At 33.6% G+C, this 19,427-nt stretch carries 20 protein-coding genes and 1 tRNA gene; 9 read left to right on the top strand and 12 right to left on the bottom strand.

The window, feature by feature from the left end:
• Positions 1–24: 24 nt before the first annotated feature.
• Positions 25–1,893, top strand: a complete 1,869-nt coding sequence (locus QXQ25_00575; protein MEM0160204.1) for a molybdopterin-dependent oxidoreductase — start codon at positions 25–27, stop codon at positions 1,891–1,893.
• Here the strand turns inward: QXQ25_00575 and cas4 are convergent.
• Genes cas4 through QXQ25_00550 form a run of 5 tightly spaced genes read right to left on the bottom strand, consistent with a single transcriptional unit; the run spans position 1,886 to position 4,565 of the window.
• Positions 1,886–2,413: a CRISPR-associated protein Cas4 gene (cas4, locus tag QXQ25_00570; GenBank protein ID MEM0160203.1), complete on the bottom strand. Its 528-nt coding sequence runs from the start codon at positions 2,411–2,413 to the stop codon at positions 1,886–1,888. The genes QXQ25_00575 and cas4 overlap by 8 nt on opposite strands.
• Positions 2,371–2,649 (bottom strand): hypothetical protein, encoded by a 279-nt coding sequence (locus QXQ25_00565; protein ID MEM0160202.1) that lies wholly within the window; start codon positions 2,647–2,649, stop codon positions 2,371–2,373. The genes cas4 and QXQ25_00565 overlap by 43 nt, the downstream gene beginning before the upstream one ends.
• A complete protein-coding gene (locus tag QXQ25_00560; protein ID MEM0160201.1) occupies positions 2,646–3,134 on the bottom strand; it encodes a DUF2240 family protein in 489 nt (162 codons plus the stop codon). The genes QXQ25_00565 and QXQ25_00560 overlap by 4 nt, the downstream gene beginning before the upstream one ends.
• Positions 3,118–3,579, bottom strand: a complete 462-nt coding sequence (locus QXQ25_00555) for a hypothetical protein (protein MEM0160200.1) — start codon at positions 3,577–3,579, stop codon at positions 3,118–3,120. Before QXQ25_00555 ends, QXQ25_00560 begins: the two co-directional genes overlap by 17 nt.
• A 35-nt stretch (positions 3,580–3,614) precedes the next feature.
• A complete protein-coding gene (locus tag QXQ25_00550) occupies positions 3,615–4,565 on the bottom strand; it encodes an ROK family protein (GenBank protein ID MEM0160199.1) in 951 nt (316 codons plus the stop codon).
• 269 nt (positions 4,566–4,834) lie between these two features.
• Between QXQ25_00550 and QXQ25_00545 the strand changes: the two genes are divergently transcribed.
• Positions 4,835–5,323 carry a 6-pyruvoyl tetrahydropterin synthase family protein gene (locus tag QXQ25_00545; protein ID MEM0160198.1) on the top strand — a complete coding sequence of 163 codons (489 nt, stop codon included), beginning with the start codon at positions 4,835–4,837 and terminating at the stop codon, positions 5,321–5,323.
• Positions 5,320–6,027, top strand: a complete 708-nt coding sequence (gene queC, locus QXQ25_00540; protein MEM0160197.1) for a 7-cyano-7-deazaguanine synthase QueC — start codon at positions 5,320–5,322, stop codon at positions 6,025–6,027. The genes QXQ25_00545 and queC overlap by 4 nt, the downstream gene beginning before the upstream one ends.
• Before the next feature lie 119 nt (positions 6,028–6,146).
• Here the strand turns inward: queC and QXQ25_00535 are convergent, their stop codons facing one another.
• The gene (locus tag QXQ25_00535; protein MEM0160196.1) at positions 6,147–7,601 is read right to left on the bottom strand and encodes a phenylalanine--tRNA ligase subunit alpha; all 1,455 of its coding nucleotides are present in this window, start codon (positions 7,599–7,601) and stop codon (positions 6,147–6,149) included.
• A 178-nt stretch (positions 7,602–7,779) separates the two neighbouring features.
• On the opposite strand from QXQ25_00535, the gene QXQ25_00530 reads away from it, so the two are divergent.
• The 4 genes from QXQ25_00530 (at position 7,780) to QXQ25_00515 (ending at position 12,030) form a co-directional block, all read left to right on the top strand.
• Positions 7,780–8,838 carry an NAD(P)-dependent glycerol-1-phosphate dehydrogenase gene (locus QXQ25_00530; GenBank protein ID MEM0160195.1) on the top strand — a complete coding sequence of 353 codons (1,059 nt, stop codon included), beginning with the start codon at positions 7,780–7,782 and terminating at the stop codon, positions 8,836–8,838.
• Positions 8,835–9,269, top strand: coding sequence for a UPF0179 family protein (locus tag QXQ25_00525; protein ID MEM0160194.1), 435 nt, complete (start codon positions 8,835–8,837; stop codon positions 9,267–9,269). Before QXQ25_00530 ends, QXQ25_00525 begins: the two co-directional genes overlap by 4 nt.
• On the top strand, positions 9,263–10,456 hold the full coding sequence (locus QXQ25_00520) for a redox-regulated ATPase YchF (GenBank protein MEM0160193.1): 1,194 nt from the start codon (positions 9,263–9,265) through the stop codon (positions 10,454–10,456). The genes QXQ25_00525 and QXQ25_00520 overlap by 7 nt, the downstream gene beginning before the upstream one ends.
• A gap of 122 nt (positions 10,457–10,578) precedes the next feature.
• The gene (locus tag QXQ25_00515) at positions 10,579–12,030 is read left to right on the top strand and encodes an FAD-dependent oxidoreductase (GenBank protein ID MEM0160192.1); all 1,452 of its coding nucleotides are present in this window, start codon (positions 10,579–10,581) and stop codon (positions 12,028–12,030) included.
• Positions 12,031–12,032: 2 nt separating this feature from the next.
• Here QXQ25_00515 and QXQ25_00510 read toward each other — a convergent pair whose 3' ends face one another.
• Positions 12,033–12,659, bottom strand: a complete 627-nt coding sequence (locus tag QXQ25_00510) for an N-glycosylase/DNA lyase (GenBank protein MEM0160191.1) — start codon at positions 12,657–12,659, stop codon at positions 12,033–12,035.
• Positions 12,660–12,692: 33 nt separating this feature from the next.
• Positions 12,693–13,694, bottom strand: coding sequence for a PhoU domain-containing protein (locus QXQ25_00505; GenBank protein ID MEM0160190.1), 1,002 nt, complete (start codon positions 13,692–13,694; stop codon positions 12,693–12,695).
• Between the two features lie 125 nt (positions 13,695–13,819).
• On the opposite strand from QXQ25_00505, the gene QXQ25_00500 reads away from it, so the two are divergent.
• The gene (locus QXQ25_00500) at positions 13,820–15,214 is read left to right on the top strand and encodes an MFS transporter (protein ID MEM0160189.1); all 1,395 of its coding nucleotides are present in this window, start codon (positions 13,820–13,822) and stop codon (positions 15,212–15,214) included.
• 98 nt (positions 15,215–15,312) lie between these two features.
• Here QXQ25_00500 and QXQ25_00495 read toward each other — a convergent pair.
• Positions 15,313–15,412, bottom strand: a tRNA-Tyr gene (locus tag QXQ25_00495).
• 93 nt (positions 15,413–15,505) lie between these two features.
• On the opposite strand from QXQ25_00495, the gene rnz reads away from it, so the two are divergent.
• Positions 15,506–16,435: a ribonuclease Z gene (gene rnz / locus QXQ25_00490; GenBank protein MEM0160188.1), complete on the top strand. Its 930-nt coding sequence runs from the start codon at positions 15,506–15,508 to the stop codon at positions 16,433–16,435.
• Positions 16,436–16,447: 12 nt separating this feature from the next.
• Here rnz and QXQ25_00485 read toward each other — a convergent pair whose 3' ends face one another.
• The 3 genes from QXQ25_00485 to QXQ25_00475 all read right to left on the bottom strand — a co-directional run.
• Positions 16,448–17,740 (bottom strand): DNA-directed DNA polymerase II small subunit, encoded by a 1,293-nt coding sequence (locus QXQ25_00485; protein MEM0160187.1) that lies wholly within the window; start codon positions 17,738–17,740, stop codon positions 16,448–16,450.
• Between the two features lie 39 nt (positions 17,741–17,779).
• Positions 17,780–18,439 carry an acetate--CoA ligase family protein gene (locus tag QXQ25_00480; protein MEM0160186.1) on the bottom strand — a complete coding sequence of 220 codons (660 nt, stop codon included), beginning with the start codon at positions 18,437–18,439 and terminating at the stop codon, positions 17,780–17,782.
• On the bottom strand, positions 18,426–19,427 hold a 1,002-nt coding region (locus tag QXQ25_00475; protein MEM0160185.1), incomplete at its 5' end, for a CoA-binding protein. The genes QXQ25_00475 and QXQ25_00480, both read right to left, overlap by 14 nt.

Here is a 19,427-nt window from a genome sequence, read left to right as displayed (position 1 = left end):
CATAGAATTCATATATTTTAAACTATGAGGTTTTTCAGTGCATGCCCAAAAGACTGCTATGACTCTTGTTCTATATGGACAGATCTAGATGATAAACTATATATTAATGGCAATAAAGAACATCCGGTAACAAATGGATTCTTATGCTATAAATCTAAATTTTTTGTGGACGCATATTACTCAGAAAAAAGAGTGCTTTATCCGATGAAAGCAGTTGGTAAAAAAGGAGAAGGTAAATTTGAAAGATTGGAATGGAATAAAGCATTAGAAATCATTTCTGATAAAATTCAAGAAACTATGGATACTTATGGACCTGAAAGCATATTAAATGTAGAATATGCCGGCAATAAAGGTTTGATTTCATATTATTTTCCGCAACGTTTTTTTAATTATCTTGGCACTGCAAAACTATTACATAGCGCATGTGACGAAGCCGGTGCTAGAGCACTGGAACAACTGTATGGCTCTTTCAATAGCGTAGATCCATTAGAGATCCTGAATTCTGAATTGATAATATATTGGGGAATTAACAGTGTTTGGACCAATGTTCATGGCTATTATCTTGCTAAAAAGAGCAAGGCATATATGATAGCTATAGATCCTTTAGCTACTGAAACGTCTAAAAAAGCAGATTGGCATATAAAAATCAAGATAGGAACAGATATTACGCTAGCTCTCGGATTGGCAAATTATATCATAAAAAATAAAAAATATGATAAAGATTTTATAAGTCTATCAACGATCGGTTTTGATAATTTTGCAGCTAAGGTTGAAAAGTACAGTTTAGATTATACATCCTCAATCACAGGCATTAAAAAGGAGGATATTATAGCTCTGGCAGAGCTTTATCTAACAAAAAAAAGCATTATACATATAGGATATGGATTTCAGAGAAGCTTGCATGGTGGAGATACCGTTAAAGCAATTGCTATATTGCCAGCACTTTTGGGTAACATGAATGGGCTTATATACAGTCTTAAAAATGACCTGGATTATAAATATCTTGCAGGCTCAAATGATAATAGAGTACTGATTAAACAGTCTCAGCTCGGAAGAGAATTAAAAGAAAAAAACATCAAGTTCATGTTTGTATACAATAGTAATCCATTTGCTACTTTACCAAATCAAGAGGCTCTAAGAGACGCAGTCAAAAACGGTTTGTTTATTGTTGTTCATGATCTCTTTTTTACAGACTCTACTGATTTTGCAGATATCGTTTTGCCTGCCACTACTTTTTTTGAGCAAAATGATTTGGTAGTTTCATATTTTCACAATTATATCAACTTAAACCAGAAAATAGTAGAGCCAAGAGGAGAGTGCAAATCAAACTATGAACTATTCACTTTACTGGCAAAGCATATGAAATTGCCTGATCCTGCGCTTATAGAATCTGAATCTGAAATTATCTCAAAGGTACTGAGCCAGTTAAATATAAACACAGAAGAATTTTATAACCATGGCTTTGCAAAGATAAAGGTTCCAAATTCCAGTGGTAAGATAAATTTTAATTATATAGATACTGATTTAAAGAAGAATAGCATAGATGGAAAATTTATATTTTTAAGCTTAACTCATATTAAGTCCATGCACTCTCAGTTCAATATTTTAACTTCGTTTGACACTGCTTTAAGAGTCAACAGAAACGATGCTTTAAATTTGGGAATTAAAGATGGAGATCTGATAGAGGTAAAAAGCACTGCAGGTGCTTTGAATATGACCGCAATAATATCTGATGATATTCCTGAAGGTGTAGTAGCAGCATATAAAGGTGCTTGGCCTAAACTGAATGATGGAAAAAACATCAATTTTGTGGTTGAAGACCTCGTTCAAGAACGCTATGGATCTGGAACAGCACTGCAATCCACCTACGTATCTATAAAAAAGGTTAGATAAGAGAATATTTGCATATTTCTCTATATTCACATTTTAAACATCGAGCTTTGTCATTATGATTTCTATATACCTGCCCTTCCGGAGGGTATCGCTGTATCTCTTTAATCAGTTCTGTTACTCTCTCTTTTAATGCTTTGTCAATTGCGATCTCGAATGTTTTGTTACTGTACCTGATAATCCCTTTGCTCACCTTTGTTTTAAATTTTTCTTCTGCTAAAATTGCATATGCAGCTAATTGCATTATATGGCTATCAAAAGGAATTGCCGGCGCTTCTCTTGATTTAAATTCCCAAACTATGATTTCATTGCCTTGCCTGGTAATTCTGTCAGGCTTACCTACCAGTCCTAGAGACTCTGAATATAAAGATGTTGTCGCCCTTATTTCCATGTCTGCATATATCTCATTTCCCCTTAAACCAATTCTTTTTAATGATCTTTTAGAACGTAAATATGCTAAGATTGAGAAGATTAATAAAATTAAAATAATTGCAATAAAAACGTAAATATTCCAGAGATCCATAATGTCACCAATAATATTATTATTAAAAATAGTATCAAATATTTTAATGTTGATGCAAATCTATGCGTTTTAACAATGCTTTCTCCCATCTTCTTATGCATCGCTTCTCCTCTCTCAAATGCTGAGGTTCTTTCTGCTTCTTTCGCTTTTGATACTTTTATGCCTTTAACGCGATAGTACCATTTCAAAGAGCAGAATTCAAACTCAGAAATTTCAGATGCTCGAACAATTCTCATTTTATACCACTCAAAATCTTATCTTTCACAGGGTCTAAAAATTTAGATATATCCAAATTTAAATCTTTTGCATAAATTAGTGCTGCAATCTCTATGGTTACAAATCTCATTTTTCCCTTGATTTTATTCACATTTTTTACAATTTCGTTTCTCTGCATTGCTACTTTTTGCTCTATATATTCCAGTATTTCTATAAAAATATCTTTCTGGATTGTTGGTGGTTTATAGTCATCAATATCTTTATCACTTATCTTTGTGTCTAATGTCACCTGTATATCCTTGAAAGAGAATGTAGGTACATAAGTATCGTTATCTTTTTGCAATAATCTGATTTCTAAACATATGTCCAAAAACTTTTTGAGATGGTCTGGGCTAAGCCATTGTCTATCGTATACCAGACTTTTTTTAAAATCAGACTCGGTCAGCTCTTTTTTATCTAGTTTCTTTGAAACTATGTATATTATTTCTTTAAACCTCTCTATCATATATCACACCTCTTAAAAATACAGGCTTTGTAACCTCCAGTTCTCTATCCTCAAGATCTTTATTATATATAACATATTTGCCACCAAACAATTTATATTTTTTTAAATCTACAGAGTCATCTAATTTTATAGCCACTTGATCTGTATATTTTAAGATCTCATCGTTTTTTCTGTAAAATTTTGATTTCGGATCCAGCACCACTATTTCACCACCTGCTACTAAAATATCGATCAGATCCCTTATCTTCTTTAGATTTGCCTCAATCCAAAGCTTATATATATCCCCTAAATCCGAATAATATTTAAAATTAAATTCTTTGCCTAAAAAAGAGTCGTAATCATAAAGATATAACGTTTTTGAACTGGTACTGCTTATCAACTCTTCTACGCTTCCAAAACCCTTTATTTTCTTCTTATATATCAAAATAGCAGGTATTTCTATCATTATTATCCATATTACTATTCTACATAAATAAATTATTATTGTAATTCCTTAAAATATCTTACTGTTGCAATTGGTGCTTTCTCAATCAACTTTTCACTTGCTATGCTTATTTTTACATCCCTTCTATAATATCCTAGTTCTGTTTTAACTTTCTCTCTTATCAGTTTTATAAAATCAGCATTGTTCTTTGTAACTCCACCACCCATTACAATTGCTTCTGGATCTAATATATTTATTATGTTTGCAATAAAAATTGCCATGTATTTAGCAGTTTCTTCAACAATCTCTGTTGCAAGTTTATCTCCTGCTTTTTTAGCATTAAATATTGCTTTTGCATCTAATTCTCTTAATGATATAGTATTTAATATAGATCTCTTATCTGGCAGTTTTTCTTTTGCTCTCCTTGTTATAGAAAACCCTGAAGCAAGTGCTTCCACACACCCTTTTCTGTTACAACCGCACAATGGTCCATCTGTCATAATGACCGTATGTCCAAACTCCCCCGCCCAACCATTGTATCCCTTGTATAACTTATCATTTATAATTATTGCACCTCCAATACCAGATCCAACTGCTATATATACAAAATTACTTATATGATTTCTTCCAAATATCTTCTGTGCTAGAGCCTGTGAATTTGCATCATTTTCGATGTATATCTTTTTGTGAAACTTAGATTCTAATAGTTCTGAAAATTTTACATTGGCTAGATTTGGTAAGTTTGGGGAATATACAATCGTTCCTTCATTTATGATTCCGGGAAAAGTAATGCTTATGTAGTTCACTTCTTCATATTCTTTCTCACTAACTATTTTATTTTTAAGTTTCCATAATTGACTAATTAATATGCTTATTGTTTCTCCATGTTCTGTTTTTTCATAAACTTTTTTGTTAATGGTCCCACTAAGATCCCCTAAAATTCCAATTATTTTGCTGGCACCAATTTCAAACCCTAGTATTATGTTCTTTTGATGTTTTTTTATCATATGATATCTCAATACTTACATTCATTAATAATATTTTGCATGGAGCTATTCCTAAGCTAATGTATCGGTGTTTTCTGCATCAATGACCGACTTCTGCCTGCACAGATATATTTTATCATTAGCAGGATGTTGCAATATACACAGGCATAAATTCTGGCCGTACCAACCCTACTTTTATCTTTTCAATCTTTGCTTTATTTTTTGATGCTTAAAAATTAGAAATGAGCTGAGGTTAAATTTAAATAGAATAGATATAATATGGGATTAATATGATGTTAGAGTTAAATGGTTGGGATCTTAATCTGAGATTTTCTGCTTCTCATTTTATACCTTTCCATGGCAAGTGCTCTAGATTACACGGACATGATTACGGAGTAATAGTTAGAATATACGGTAGCATAAACGATAAATATATGTTGATGGATTTTATAGAAATAAAACAAATACTGAGAGATTTACTAGAAACCATCGATCATCGTGTACTTATTCCGAAAAAATCAGATTTTATGAATGTTCAGATTATAGAGGATCGCGTGATTGTATCATTCTCTGACAAAGAATATGTTTTTCCTGTTGGAGATGTAGCGCTATTAGACTTGAATGTCACTACTGCTGAATCTTTATCAGAGTATATACTAGATAAATTAATTGCCAAAAACATATTTGGTTCTAATATTGAAAAGGTAGAGTTAGGTATAGAAGAGGGAAAAGGACAGGGCGCGTATACCTCTAAAAATATTAAAAGTGGAAAAAAATGAAAGTAGTTAGTTTATTGTCAGGAGGACTAGATAGCACTACTGTTACGGCTTATGCCTTATCTAAACATTATGATGTGTTTCCCTTAACTTTTTTATATGGGCAGAGGCATAAGAAAGAACTAGATAGTGCAAAAAAAGTGGCTGATTTTTATAAGTTGCCTTTGAAAATCATAAAACTAGATTTGCGTGCAATTGGAGGTAGTGCTTTAACCTCAAATATTCCAGTACCGCAGCAAAGAGATATTGATGATATGTCTAATGAGATCCCTGTCACCTATGTTCCAGCAAGAAATACAATATTTTTATCATATGCTTTAGGCTTTGCAGAAGTTATAAATGCTAAAAAAATATTTATCGGAGCTAATGCAATAGACTACTCCGGATATCCAGATTGCAGACCTGAATATTTCAGAGAATTTAATAAACTTGCAAATCTTGCAACCAAAACCGGAGTTGAAGGATCTAAGATAAAAATTGAGGCCCCTTTATTAAACATGAGCAAGGCGGAGATAATAAAACTCGGAACCAAGTTAAAGGTTCCTTACAACCTTACCTGGTCATGTTATGAAGGTAAGAAAAAAGCTTGCGGTAAATGCGATTCTTGTTTATTAAGACTTAAAGGATTTATGGAAGCCGGCAAGCAAGATCCTATCGATTATGCTTACTACCCAGATTTCTATATAAAATATGTGAGGCAAAAATGATTGTCGGACTCTGCCATATTTGTGGAAAACCTGCCACTGAGATTTGTATGATATGTGGTAGACCTGCCTGTAAAGATCATATTAGAAACAATATCTGTGATAGCTGCAGGGCTGGTAGGTCATAAAACTTTTAAATTTTTAAGTTTTTCAATATCGCTGACGTATAGTTCTCTTATATCCTCAATACCAAAGTATAGCATCGCTAGCCTCTCTAATCCTAATCCCCAGGCAAGTACTGGTGTTTTTACGCCCAGCGGCTCTGTAACTTCGGTTCTAAATATTCCAGCACCTCCAAGTTCTAACCATTTATCATTATATTTAACATCTATTTCAACACTAGGTTCCGTGTACGGAAAATATGAGGGTTTAAGTTTAATTTCTGTAAACCCCATAGCCCTGTAAAATTCCTTTATTAGTCCCATTAACATAGATAAATTTGCATTTTTTTCAGTCAATATTCCTTCTATCTGCGTGAATTCAGGGAGATGGGTGGGATCCATATTCTCTCTCCTGAACACTCTGCCAATGGTAAATACTTTAAACGCCTCTTTTTCCCTATTTTCAAATAAGTAATGGATAGAGTTAACCGTGGTATGGGTTCTTAATAATGGCTTTTTAGCAATATCTTCATTCCATTTATACCCCCATCCTATCGACTCTTTAAAACCATTTTCGTGCACTGACTTGACCGTATTTTTATACTCTGGCAACTCAAAGTTTTTGTAAGATAAATAGAACGTATCCTGCATCTCTCTGGCCGGATGATCCTGAGGAATATACAGAGCATCCATATTCCAAAATGCGCTTTGTATATACTCCCCCGTTATCTCTTCAAATCCCATTCTCAAGAAAATAGATCGTATTTGTTGAATAAAGCTAGTGATTGGATGAATCTTCCCGGGATATATTTTCGGCGCAAACAGAGATACATCGTATTTTCTAAACTCAACCTCTTTCCATCTGCCTGACTGTATCAGTTCAGATGTGATCTGAGAAATCTCTTCTTTTAGCTCAATACCTTCATTTATTATTTTTACTCCGTTATCAGTTAAAGTAACTGTTCTTTCTACTATATCTTTCTTTTCTAGTATACCTCTTTTTAAAAAATGCTTAAGTAACTCCTCATTTTTTTCTGTTTTAAAATTCATTAAAAATAATTCTCTTTCCCTTATTTTCATATCCACTTTTGCAGGATCCAATATTTCAATTCTTCCATTAGCTATTCTGCATCCTAGATCTTTTAAATGAGAGATACCTAATGTCACTATCTTCTTATTTATATTTTGAATTAAGTTTTCAATCGTATTGATCTCATTATCCTTTATGTAATCAAACACTATTCTTTCTGCCAGACCATTTTCTATGGCATATTTTCCATCATCAGTAAGTATATATTCTGTTTTGATAACCTCATCAAGTTTTAAAAGTCCTTTCATTTTCAGCCAAGATAGTGCGTTCATTAGCTCTACCATAGACTTGAATCCTTCTTTTAAAAGCTCAGATACCAAAACACTTTTGCCATTTCTTTCTTTAATGCGCAATAATACAGTTTTTTCTACGTTACTAAGCTCCACATATATCAGCTCATCTTATTGATAAAGTATATCTTTATTTTAATTTTTTTATCTTTCCTTAACTTTTCTTTGGTATGAGAAATTGTTTTTTAAATATACTCGTATTTTTATATTATCTTTATATTAAAATATCAAAAAGCATAATTTTAATTAACCATTATATACTTATCTTTCTAAAATGGAATTTAGCAAATCAAAGCATATGGTTTTGCCGAGAGAGATATATGCAGGGCATAATGCACTGGAAAAGCTGGATAATGTATGCAGACATCTCGAACTGAAAAAAAATGTGTTGATTGTTACTGGCCCTATCTCATACACTATTGCAGGAAAAGCAGTGGAGGAAATATTGAAGAATTCAGGATTTAATGTATCAGTAATAAGCGTGGACATTGCAAATTTAAGTAACTTAGAAAAAATAAAAAAGTATGGCGAAGAAATAAAGGCTGATTTTTTGATTGGAGTTGGCGGGGGATCAAAGATAGATCTTGCAAAAAAAGCAGCATATGACCTATGTAAGCCATTTATAAGTATACCTACCACAGCTTCTCATGACGGAATAGTAAGTCCAAGAGCATCTCTGAGAGATGATAATAGTCCAATATCACTGGAAGCTGCAGTACCTATTGGAATTATTGCAGACACTGCTATATTAGTAAAAGCACCATATCGAAACCTTATTGCAGGTGCAGCAGATTTAATTGCAAATTATACAGCTGTAAAAGATTGGGAGCTTGGAGAGAAAATTAAAAACGAAGAATTTAGTAGTTCTGCTTATGCTCTGGCTAAATATGCTGCAGAAGAGATATTCCAATACAGCACAAAAATCAAGCCTAATGATGAGGACTCTGTATGGATCATTGTCAAAAATCTTATATTTTCAGGTGTGGCAATGAGCATTGCTGGATCTTCTAGGCCTGCTAGTGGTAGTGAACATTTATTTGCTCATGCAATAGAAAAAAGTACAGATAACAGATCTTTGCACGGAGAACTTGTTGGAGTAGGGACTATAATAATGAGCTATTTGCAAGGGCAAGACTGGCAAAAAGTGAAAGATACGCTCCAGAGAATTGGTGCGCCTACCACTGCAAAAGACCTGAATTTAAAGGACGAGGAGGTAGTATATGCTTTGACCATTGCCCATAAGATTCGAAATAGATATACGATACTTGGAGATGAGGGGCTATCAAAAGATGCTGCTGAGAAAGCAGCCAGAAATACTGGAGTGATTTCATGAAAGTTAGCGTAACTTTAATTAGTAAAAAACTTGCTAAACCCGGAACTGTTTTTCAGTTTTTGGGGCCTCTGGTAGATTGCAAAGATTGTTCTTTAAAAAATGTATGCTTTGACCTAGATTTTGGAAAATTTTACAGAATTACAGGATTAAGAGCGAAAGAACATGCTTGTATATTGTACCAGGATAATAAAGTGGTAAGCATTGAGATAGAGGAGATTCCTGCCCAATTGAACTTGCCAAAGAAACAAGCGATTGATGGGGGCATAATTACATACTCTGAACTCAACTGTGATAATATTGACTGTGATAATTACAGCTTTTGTAAAATGTTGGGTCTCAAAGATGGCATGAAAATTACAATTATAGATGTTGGCGAAAAAATTGATTGCCCTAAGGGGCTAGATCTTGTAAAAGTGCATGTAAAATGGTAACTATGCAGATTGGTTTAGTAGGTAAGCCAAATGTGGGGAAATCTACTTTTTTTTCGGCACTTACTATGCATGAGGTTCCTATTGCAAACTATCCTTTCACAACCATTTCTGCAAATCGTGGCATCGGTTATGTAAGAAAACCTTGTGCCCATACTATTTTAGGAAAACCATGCAACCCAAGAAACTCAATTTGCCAGAATGATGTACGTTACATACCTGTAGAATTAATTGATGTGGCGGGTTTAGTTCCAAATGCACATTTAGGAAAAGGGCTGGGAAATAAATTTCTGGATGATCTGAGAAATGCCAAGGCATTAATACATATTATAGATATTTCTGGAAGCACTGATTTTGAGGGAAATACTGTGGATCTAGGATCTCACAATCCTATGGATGACATCTCTTTTCTGGAAAATGAAATATCTTACTGGATTAAAGACATAATTGAAAGCAATTTTAAAAAGATGGCTAGGAAAATAGAGTCTGAAAACATAAAAATAGAGACCGTAATATACGAACAGTTGACTGGACTTGGAATCTCAGAAAATGAGGTGATCAGAGCTGTAAAAGATTCTTACCTGGATGCTCCTACAAAATGGAAAGATGAAGACTTTTTGAGGTTGTCCAAGAATATTCTGCACCTTTCTAAGCCCATACTCATCGCCGCAAATAAGGCGGATAAAACTCCAGAGGAGTTTATTAAAAAGTTTAAAAATAGTGACTATAAGATTATACCTACTTCAGCAGATTATGAACTGGCCCTATTGAAAGCAAAGAAGGCTGGCCTTATTGAATATTATCCTGGTGCAAAAGATTTTAAAATATTAAGGCCTGATTCACTTACAGACCAACAAAAAAAAGCACTTGACAGAATTTCAGAGTATATGAGCAGGTTTGGAGGTACTGGTGTTCAATCTGTCTTAGAGTATACAACTTTTACTCTGCTGGATCTGATATCTGTTTATCCTGTCGAAGATGAAAGTAAATGGTGTGACAAAAATGGAAATGTTCTTCCAGACGTATATCTAGTAAAGAATGGTTCTACTGCAATAGATCTCGCGTACAAAGTTCATACAGATCTAGGTGAAAACTTTATACGTGGCATAGATGCAAAAACCAAGAAAATTATTGGTAGTGACCACATCTTAAAAGACGGAGATGTTATAAAGATCGTTGCTAAAACATAGTTTAACGTTATTTTATTGCTATTTAACATATCTTTATATAATATTTTTAAACTGTATAACCAATAATTATAATTTTGCATACCACTACAAATTTTTTATATTAATGAGTTATTACCATCTCAATGTTAGACCAAAAATTAGATTTTGAAAGAGTTAAAATAAAAACTGAAGATCCTAAAAAAAGGATTTCAGATTTTAAAATGCCTGTCATTCTTGCTTACACAGATGAAGAAGGATATGAAGAGGCTAAAAGATGCCTTGGATGCGGTCTATGTATAGAAGGTTGTCCTGATAGATTAGACATTCCTGGTTATGTTAAAGCCATCGCGAGGCATGACAATGATCTTGCAATAAAAATAATATTCAGAGACTTACCATTACCCCTCATATGCGGATATATTTGCACACATAACTGCGAAGATGCCTGCGTTTATAAAGAGCCAATAGCAATAAGGCATTTAAAGAGATTTGCGGCCGAACATGTAGAAGATTATGGAAAAGCATTAAATTTAGTAAAAGCTCCAGATTCTGGTAAAAAAGTGGCGATTGTTGGAGCCGGTCCTTCAGGACTTACTGTAGCATATTATCTGACCTTGTATGGCGTAAAATGCACAATTTTTGAGGCTGCTCCTGTAGCTGCAGGAATGCTTATGCTGGGCATACCGAAATATAGATTACCATTTGAGAAGATAATGAAAGATGTAAATTTTATACTTTCATTAGGGATAGACATTAAGTATAATGTAACAATTGGAAAAGATATAACGTTTGAGTATTTATTAGACAACTTTGATGCAGTGTATATTGGTGGCGGTACAATGAAACCTAGATTTACCGGCACTAAAGGTTCTGATGCAAAAAATTTTTCCCATGCCCTAGACTTTTTAAGAAAAGCAAATCTTGGAGAAAGCCTGGAAATTGGGGAAAACGTGGCGATAGTAGGTGGTGGATTTACGGCAATGGACTCGGCAAGAACTGCTTTGAGGTTTGGTGCAAAAAAAGTAGTGATCATGTATAGAAGAAGAGAAGTAGACAGACCTGGTTATGGCACCAGCAATGCTGAGGAAGAACTGGAAGAGGCCTTGGAAGAAGGTGTGGAATTTATGTGGGAAGTTACCCCCTTCGAATACGTGAAAGAAAATGATAGGATCGTGGGAATTAAGTACTGGAAAAACAGAATGATAAAAGAAGGAACGCGTGCTTCACCCGTGCCAATAAAAGATACCGAGTATTTTATAAACATAGACTATGTCATTGAGGCTACTGGTCAGGTTTTTGATTCGTCTCTATTACCTCCTGAACTATTAAAAACTGTAGATATCAAACATGATGAAATTATTGTAAATTCTGTTGGTCAAACTTCAAATCCAAAGATTTTTGCAGGGGGAGATGCTGTTAACAAAACCAAGGACTTTATTACAGCTGTGGCGGATGGAAATAAAGCAGTTGAAGGAATATTAAAATATTTTAATATGACGTACAGGAAAATTCAAAAACCAGAATGGGAAGAGGCTTGTAGTGAAATAAAAGAAGCACAACACAAAGACATACCATGCACTCCATTCTACAGATAGATTTATTTTAAAATCTTTTTTGTTTTAATATACCACAGATAAAGGTCCAATTTTGCCAGATCTAATTCGCATTTTTTAGCTATTTCTTTCAATATGTTCTCATACTCTATGTATTTTTTTGCATTTATTTTTTTACTTGTTATGTACCCGCTTTCATGAAGTATGTTTAAAATGTGCCTGTCAATAATGGCCATGTCTTTGTATCCAATATTTCTCAAGAAATGAGATGCTTCTTTATAACCAATCCCCTTCACGTTCGAGATAAGCCATGCTCTTCTTTTATCGCTATCTTCTAAACTCAACAAATTCTCTTTTATTTTATCGCAATATTTTTGGTTTTCAATTATATATTCAGCTCTCTTATTGTAGAATCTGTACCCTATACTCTTTAATCTTTCTCTCAAATCCTCAAAAGAATATGTGCAAAACCCGTCTTTACTAATGTTTTTTTGAGCTTTTATGCCACTTTCTGCTGAAGAGTTAGCGGTTAATATGCAGAAACAAAGCTCTGAGAACCAACATCTAGAATCTTTTTTTTGCATATTCTCAAATTCATTTATTCTGTTCTCAATCTCTATATTCAGCTTTGATTTTTTTAACTCTTTTATTTTTTCAATCAAATCATACATATTTAATTTCATCCCCAATACTCACTGTGAGATTTATTCTCTTATATCTTCATTAATAGCCGTTTCACAGATATCTGCTGAGTACATACATATTCTTATGAGGCTTTCTATAATAAATGAAAGTGCAACAAAGTTTTTGTATCTTTTTTCCTCAAGCTCATTAATATTCTTCTGCGCTTCAAAAGAGAATATTTCTGCATTTTCTATGACTTCATTTGCCATGTTTCCATCTTTTAAAATATATGATCTGTATGATTTTTTTAGTATATCTATTGCTCTGTCAAATAAAGAAATTATTTCTTTTATTTGTTCTTTTTTAATGTCAAAATGTCGTATTGTGTTAATTATAGATACTATATTTTCTGCATGATCACTTATTCTTTCAATAGATTTTGCCACGGATCTTGTGTTAAGTGCTGTTATTAAGTTAATATTCATTTTTTCAGCAAAACTTGGGCTTCGAAGTGACAAATTATATTGTTTGGAAATAAGCCAGTAAATCCTGTCTACCTGAACATCCCTTTCAATAATTTCCTTTGCAAAAGATTCATCATATTGCGCAAAGCATGTCTTACTGTCATTAACCATATTTTCACACATAATATACATTCTGTTCAGCATCTTGTTCATGGGCAATTCAACAGTATTAGATAGGTCCTGAAGCACTATCGTATTTGATTTTTCTTCTATTATTTCTACACCAATTACTAAGGCACAAAACTTTTTTATCGCTTTCCTCGTTTGTTCAGTAATTACCTTTTGTGTAACAATCTTTACAATATTATACCCAGCTAAATATAGAGCGATAAGTTTTCGTATAACCTGATTTTCATTCTGCCCTTCTTCTATAAATAAAGTTATCTCTCGCAATTCTTCCACAGTATTAATTTTTGTGTGAACTCGCAATTCTCCACCAGACATGATATCTATGCCTAACATGTCCCCTTCTTTAAGATTATTTGTTGTGATCCATTTTTTTGGAAGAGATAAAATATATGTTGCTCCGCCAGTTTTTTGGAGTTTTCTGTATTCCATAAACATAATAATCTCTTTTTCCTATATAAACATTACATTTTTATATATTATATATATAGGTATATAGATTATGTAATAAATATATATATAATTTGTAGACTTTACATTTATTGGTGATTAAAAATATGAATGAAAAAAGTCCATTTGAAGATGTCGATTCTGTAAGATTGAACATGGGACATCTTAAAATATGGTTTACATCAGGCATGGGTTTTTTTACTGACGCATATGACCTATTTATTATCGGAATAGTTCTGATACTTCTTACTGGACCATTTTCCACAACGTTCCATCTAGATACTATACAGGCTGCCCTTATAGGAACTTCTGCCATAGCTGCCGCTGTAATCGGGCAGCTATTATTTGGAAGAATTGCTGATATTTTCGGTAGAAAGAAGGTTTATGGCATTGAAGCTACTATATTGGCCATAGGCGCTGTATTGAGCGCTTTTTCTCCAAGCTTTATTTTTCTCTTCCTTACCAGATTTTTAGTTGGTATTGGGATTGGCGGAGACTATCCAGTTAGCGCAACTATAATGAGCGAATATTCTAACACTAAAGATCGTGGTAAACTTATAGGATTGGTTTTTGCAAACCAAGGCATAGGATCCGTTGTTGCAGTGGCTGTTGGGGTTATTTCTGTTATTGCTTTACCTGCAGATTTTGCTTGGAGATTCATGCTGGCTTTTGGGGCAATTCCAGCTTTTACGGTAATATATTTAAGAAGAAAGCTGCCTGAAACACCGAGATATTCTTTGCTCGTTAATAATAACAAAGATATAACTGAGAAAGCCAAAGAAGTAGTGGGCGTAAAAAATGCTGAAAATATTAAAGCGTCTACAAAAGTGTCTACTTTCTCAATCTTTATTAGATCTTACTGGAAAACACTTGTAATAACTATGAGCACCTGGTTTATGCTAGATATGGCTTTTTATGGCACGGGTATATATTCAAGTCCTATAGTTTCCAGCATACTTCCTTCAACAAGTTTACCAATGAAAGTATTGATTGCTGGATTGCCGTTCATGGTCGGATTCTTTGGTTATTTTACTGCTGTAGCACTTCTGGATAAGATGGGAAGAAAGACCATTCAGATCCAGGGGTTCTTTATGATGGCTATCTTATATATTATTGTATCTTCTGTGATGATAACTAAAGGAGTTAAGGTTGTGGGATTTATTATACCTGTCGATATAGCATTTTTACTGTATTCACTTACATTTTTCTTCATAGATTTTGGACCAAATCAAACCACATTCATATTGCCCGCAGAGCTTTTCCCAGTAAGATACAGAACCACTGGACATGGCTTATCTGCAGCAGCTGGAAAAACGGGTGCAGCAATAAGCACTTTCCTTTTCCCTACTCTCTTGTTGGTAATCGGCATAAAGGAACTGTTGCTGTTGCTGGGCGTGATATCGATTATTGGAGGTATAACATCATTCTTTTTGAAAGAGCCTATGAGAAAATCTCTGGAAGATGCTTCAAATGAAAAGTTAGTCATAGAAGTACCTTCTTAATTTTTAAATATAGCATCTTAAATAAGATGCGTAACTTTTTTATGATCATTATAATGTTTTATTCAAATATTGCCAAAGCAAGTTGATTTTTAAAATAGTCCCGGCTCCCGGAGTCGAACCGGGGACAAGCGGATTTCTGCGGCGGAAATTTCTATGCCAACACTACAGTCCGCCGCTCTACCTCTGAGCTAAGCCGGGTAATTTCACAATTACAACTTTATATTTAAAGATTTATCTGCATAATCATAAAAACTAAAAATGTTCTTATAAAGAGACACATTACCATTCTGTATGGTATCTACATTCAAGCTGGTGTTTTTTGGAATAGGCGGTTCTTGGCCAGTACCTGAGAGAAATTTAATATCATTAGGAGTGCAGATAGATAGCGAGATTTTATTATTTGATTGCCCAGAAGGCACACAAAAGGCGATTATGAGTTCTTCAATGAGTTTTATGAAAATATCAAAAATATTCATATCTCATTTTCACGGTGATCACTTTTTGGGGTTGGCTGGGTTGATACAGACAATGGCTCTTAATAACAGGAAAAATGATCTGGAAATATACGGCCCGGAAAATGCTATCAACATGATATCTTCTTTCTTGCAGATTGGATACTATAGCTTGCCATTCAATATTAAAATCATAGAGTTATCTGATAATGAAGAGCTGGACTTTGGAAGTTATTCTGTTAAAACAAAAAGAGTGTTCCATCCGGTATTTACCCTTGCTTATTCTGTTGAAGAGAAATCCCAACTCAAGATTTCTAAGGAAAAAATGGATATGTACAACATTAAAAGCAAAGAAGTAAAGGTCCTGAGGGACCAAGGATATATTTTAAAAAATAATGGAAAAGTATATTTTAAAGATATAATAGCTGGCACGAGAACCGGTAGAAAAATTGTTTATACAGGAGATACTGCTCCAATGGCAGATTTGGCTAACTTCGCAATGAATTGTGATATTCTAGTGCATGATTCCACTACAGGCTCTGAGTTTGAAGAAAAGGCTAATGATTATGGTCATTCGTCTTCAAGGCAGGCAGCGGAGATTGCTAAAAAAGCAAATTGTAAAATGTTATTGCTTGCGCACATAAGTCCAAGATACAAATTATCAGATGACCTTTACAAGCTGGAAAAAGAGGCAAAAGAAATATTTCAAGAATCCTATATAGCAAAAGAATACAAAGAGTACATAATTAAGATCGGTTCGATACAATAACTATTTATTTTTTTAAAATTCTATTGTGCTGATTCCTAATTTGTTTAATTGCTTAATAGCAACTTTCCCTGGATCTGGATTAAAATTAAGCATTTTTTGGTAATTTGTTTGCGCTTGCCATGTTGATGCATTAACTATCTCAATTCCATTAAAAACATTGGCGGAATAAGTATGTATATGACCCGTAATAAATAGATCAGGTATCTCTTTTATTACCATAAGATCCTTGCTCATAGGCACGATAGGTACCTTGTTCCCATATACCGGTGCTAGATGCCTCCTCTTTATGAGTTCCATCATCATTCTATCTGCAACATTATATTTCATTCCTGGTATAAGCTCTGCAATATCATTTAAGCTACCACCATGATACATAAGTATCTTTAACCCTTCTATAGAGATATATGCTGGATTTGGTAAAAACATAATATTTTCACTAAACATACTCTGGACCTCTTTTGGCAAGGATGGTTGAGGTTCTGCTACCCTCACTATGTCATGATTTCCAGGAATAATAACTATCTTTATGTTTTCTGGTATTTTTTTTAAATACTCTGAAAGTTTCTGATACTGTTCATAAATATCCAGTATTAAAAGGTCATAATTCTGATCTGGGTATATTCCAACACCATCAACAACGTCTCCCGCAATAAGTATATATTTTAATTTACTGGGGGTATCTTTGTTACTATTTATCCATTCTATTAATTTGTTCCATTTTTCTTCTAAAAACATTTTGCTACCCACATGAATATCTGAGATCATAGCAATTACAGTATCTGCATCTAATACTTTTTCCTTTTTTGAATAGTTATCTATGTTCGGATAATCTATGCTTCTTACCTGCAATGTTTTTTTCTCAGCTCTAAAGTTTCCAGTAACCCCAACTATATCATCTTTAATAGGTAAAGTCTTAAAATCTCGAGAACAGTAACCTGTAATCGAGCCAGAAAGATCTTCAAATTCGATTGCAAACCCATACTTAGTTTCGTGTACATTGTCCACAATGCCCACAAATCTTACTTCTCCGTCTGTATTTAAAATATAATTTATATCCATTACGCCAGCATATCCCGCCTTTCTGGTAATTATGCTCTTGATATTTGTAAATCTGTCCGCAAAAAGCTTTTTAAAGTTTTCAAGCGGATTCCCCCCTATAAAATTCTCTGGGTCTTCAGATAAAACCTTAATCTCATTCTCATCTTTTTCTCCATTCCATTCCTTCCTGACCTGCTCGATACTCTCAGGATCTGGGATCTTTCCTTCCCGTATCAGATACTTTACTATTGATTCTCGATCATTCATCGAGAAAGAGATATTTGCATCTGATTAAAAACTTTATCATTACTTTTTGCTGTTAATTATCATTTTTGCATCTACAACTACTATATCATTTTCTCTTACAAACACAGGGTTTAGATCCATCTGGTTTATATACTGTTTTAGATCTTCTGCAATTTTAGATATTTTCAATAATAAATCTATCACTCCATCTCTGTATACCTTCATTCCTCTAAATCCATAAAAAATTTGTTTTGCCTTAATATCTTCTAACATCTCTTCGGCATCGATTCTGCTTATTGGAATTAATCTGAATGTCACATCTTTGTATAGCTCAGCATATATTCCGCCCATTCCGAACATTATAGATAATCCGAACGTGGGATCTTTTATTATTCCTATTATTATCTCAACACCAGGCCTCTGCATTTCTTCTATCAAAATATTGGATCTTGGAAACTTAGTTTTTAAAATATTAAATTTATTTATTAACTCTGCCTCATCTTTTATATTTAAAATTACTCCGCCTACATCAGTCTTATGCAAAATTTCTGGATCAGATACCTTTATTGCCAATGGATAATTTAAATTTGGATTTATATAATCTCCTTTTATTATCTTATATGCTGGCACTGGAATTTTATATGTTTTCAGTATCTCTTTTGCTTCGTATTCTTCTAAATTGTCTCTTTTTAAATTCTTCAAAAATTCAATAACTTCCATTTTGATCTGCTCTCCTTCTTAAATATTCTCCTCTTATATATAGCACTTTCATTGCTTTAACTGTTCTTTCAATACTTGGATATGCAGGAATATTATACATTTCAAATTTTCTTAACATAGTTCTTGCATATGCTCCACCAATAACTCCAACTACAATCGGCTTTTCTCTAATGTTCTCCTTTAGTATATCAATTATGTTTTCTGTTACATATTTCGTTTGGAAAAGCGCATAAGCTATAATGCCATCTACATTATCATCATTATTAAGAATCTTTAAAATTTCTCGATATTGTTGATCTCCACCGCCAGCGGTTATATCAATAGGGTTTTCAGCAGATGCAAATGGAGCGATGATATTTTTTATCTGTTCTTTTGTCTCTTTTTTTAAATTTGCCATCTTCAATCCTATGCCGTTAATTGATGCTGAAACATAATCTGTAGTTACGACGCCCACTCCCCCCGCAGTGGTAAGTATTGCCAATCTGTTACCGGTTAGAGGCTTTTGATAAGCCAATACACGCGCATAGTCTACAAGTTCTGTTTCATTGTAAGCCCTTATAACACCAGATTGTTTGAATACTCCATCTATTATTTTATCATCGCTACCTAATGCACCAGTATGTAATGAGGCAGCTTTAGCCCCTTGGTCAGTTCTGCCTGCCTTCAATACTACTAAGGGCTTTTTTTTAGTAAACTCTCTGGCTAACTGCGCAAATGCATGCCCATTCTTAAAGTTTTCGATATAATATAATACTACTTTTGTTTTTTCATCACTTGAAAAATATTTTAAAAGCTCGTTCTCATCTATATCAATCCTGTTTCCTAAACTTACAAATGTTGAAAAACCAACATTTAAATCTGCAAAAGAATCCATTGTCAACAATCCTAAGGCACCACTTTGAGAAATAAACGCCAGAGATCCATCTTTGGGATATGATATCTTATCTGGATCTGTAAGAGCCGTATTTACCTTACTTTGAGGTACATA

Source organism: Thermoplasmata archaeon (genome assembly GCA_038729465.1).
Classification (GTDB): domain Archaea; phylum Thermoplasmatota; class Thermoplasmata; order Thermoplasmatales; family ARK-15; genus JAVRLB01.
The sequence above is the reverse complement of the archived record's forward strand: the minus strand, read 5'-3'. Positions and strand labels throughout refer to the sequence as shown.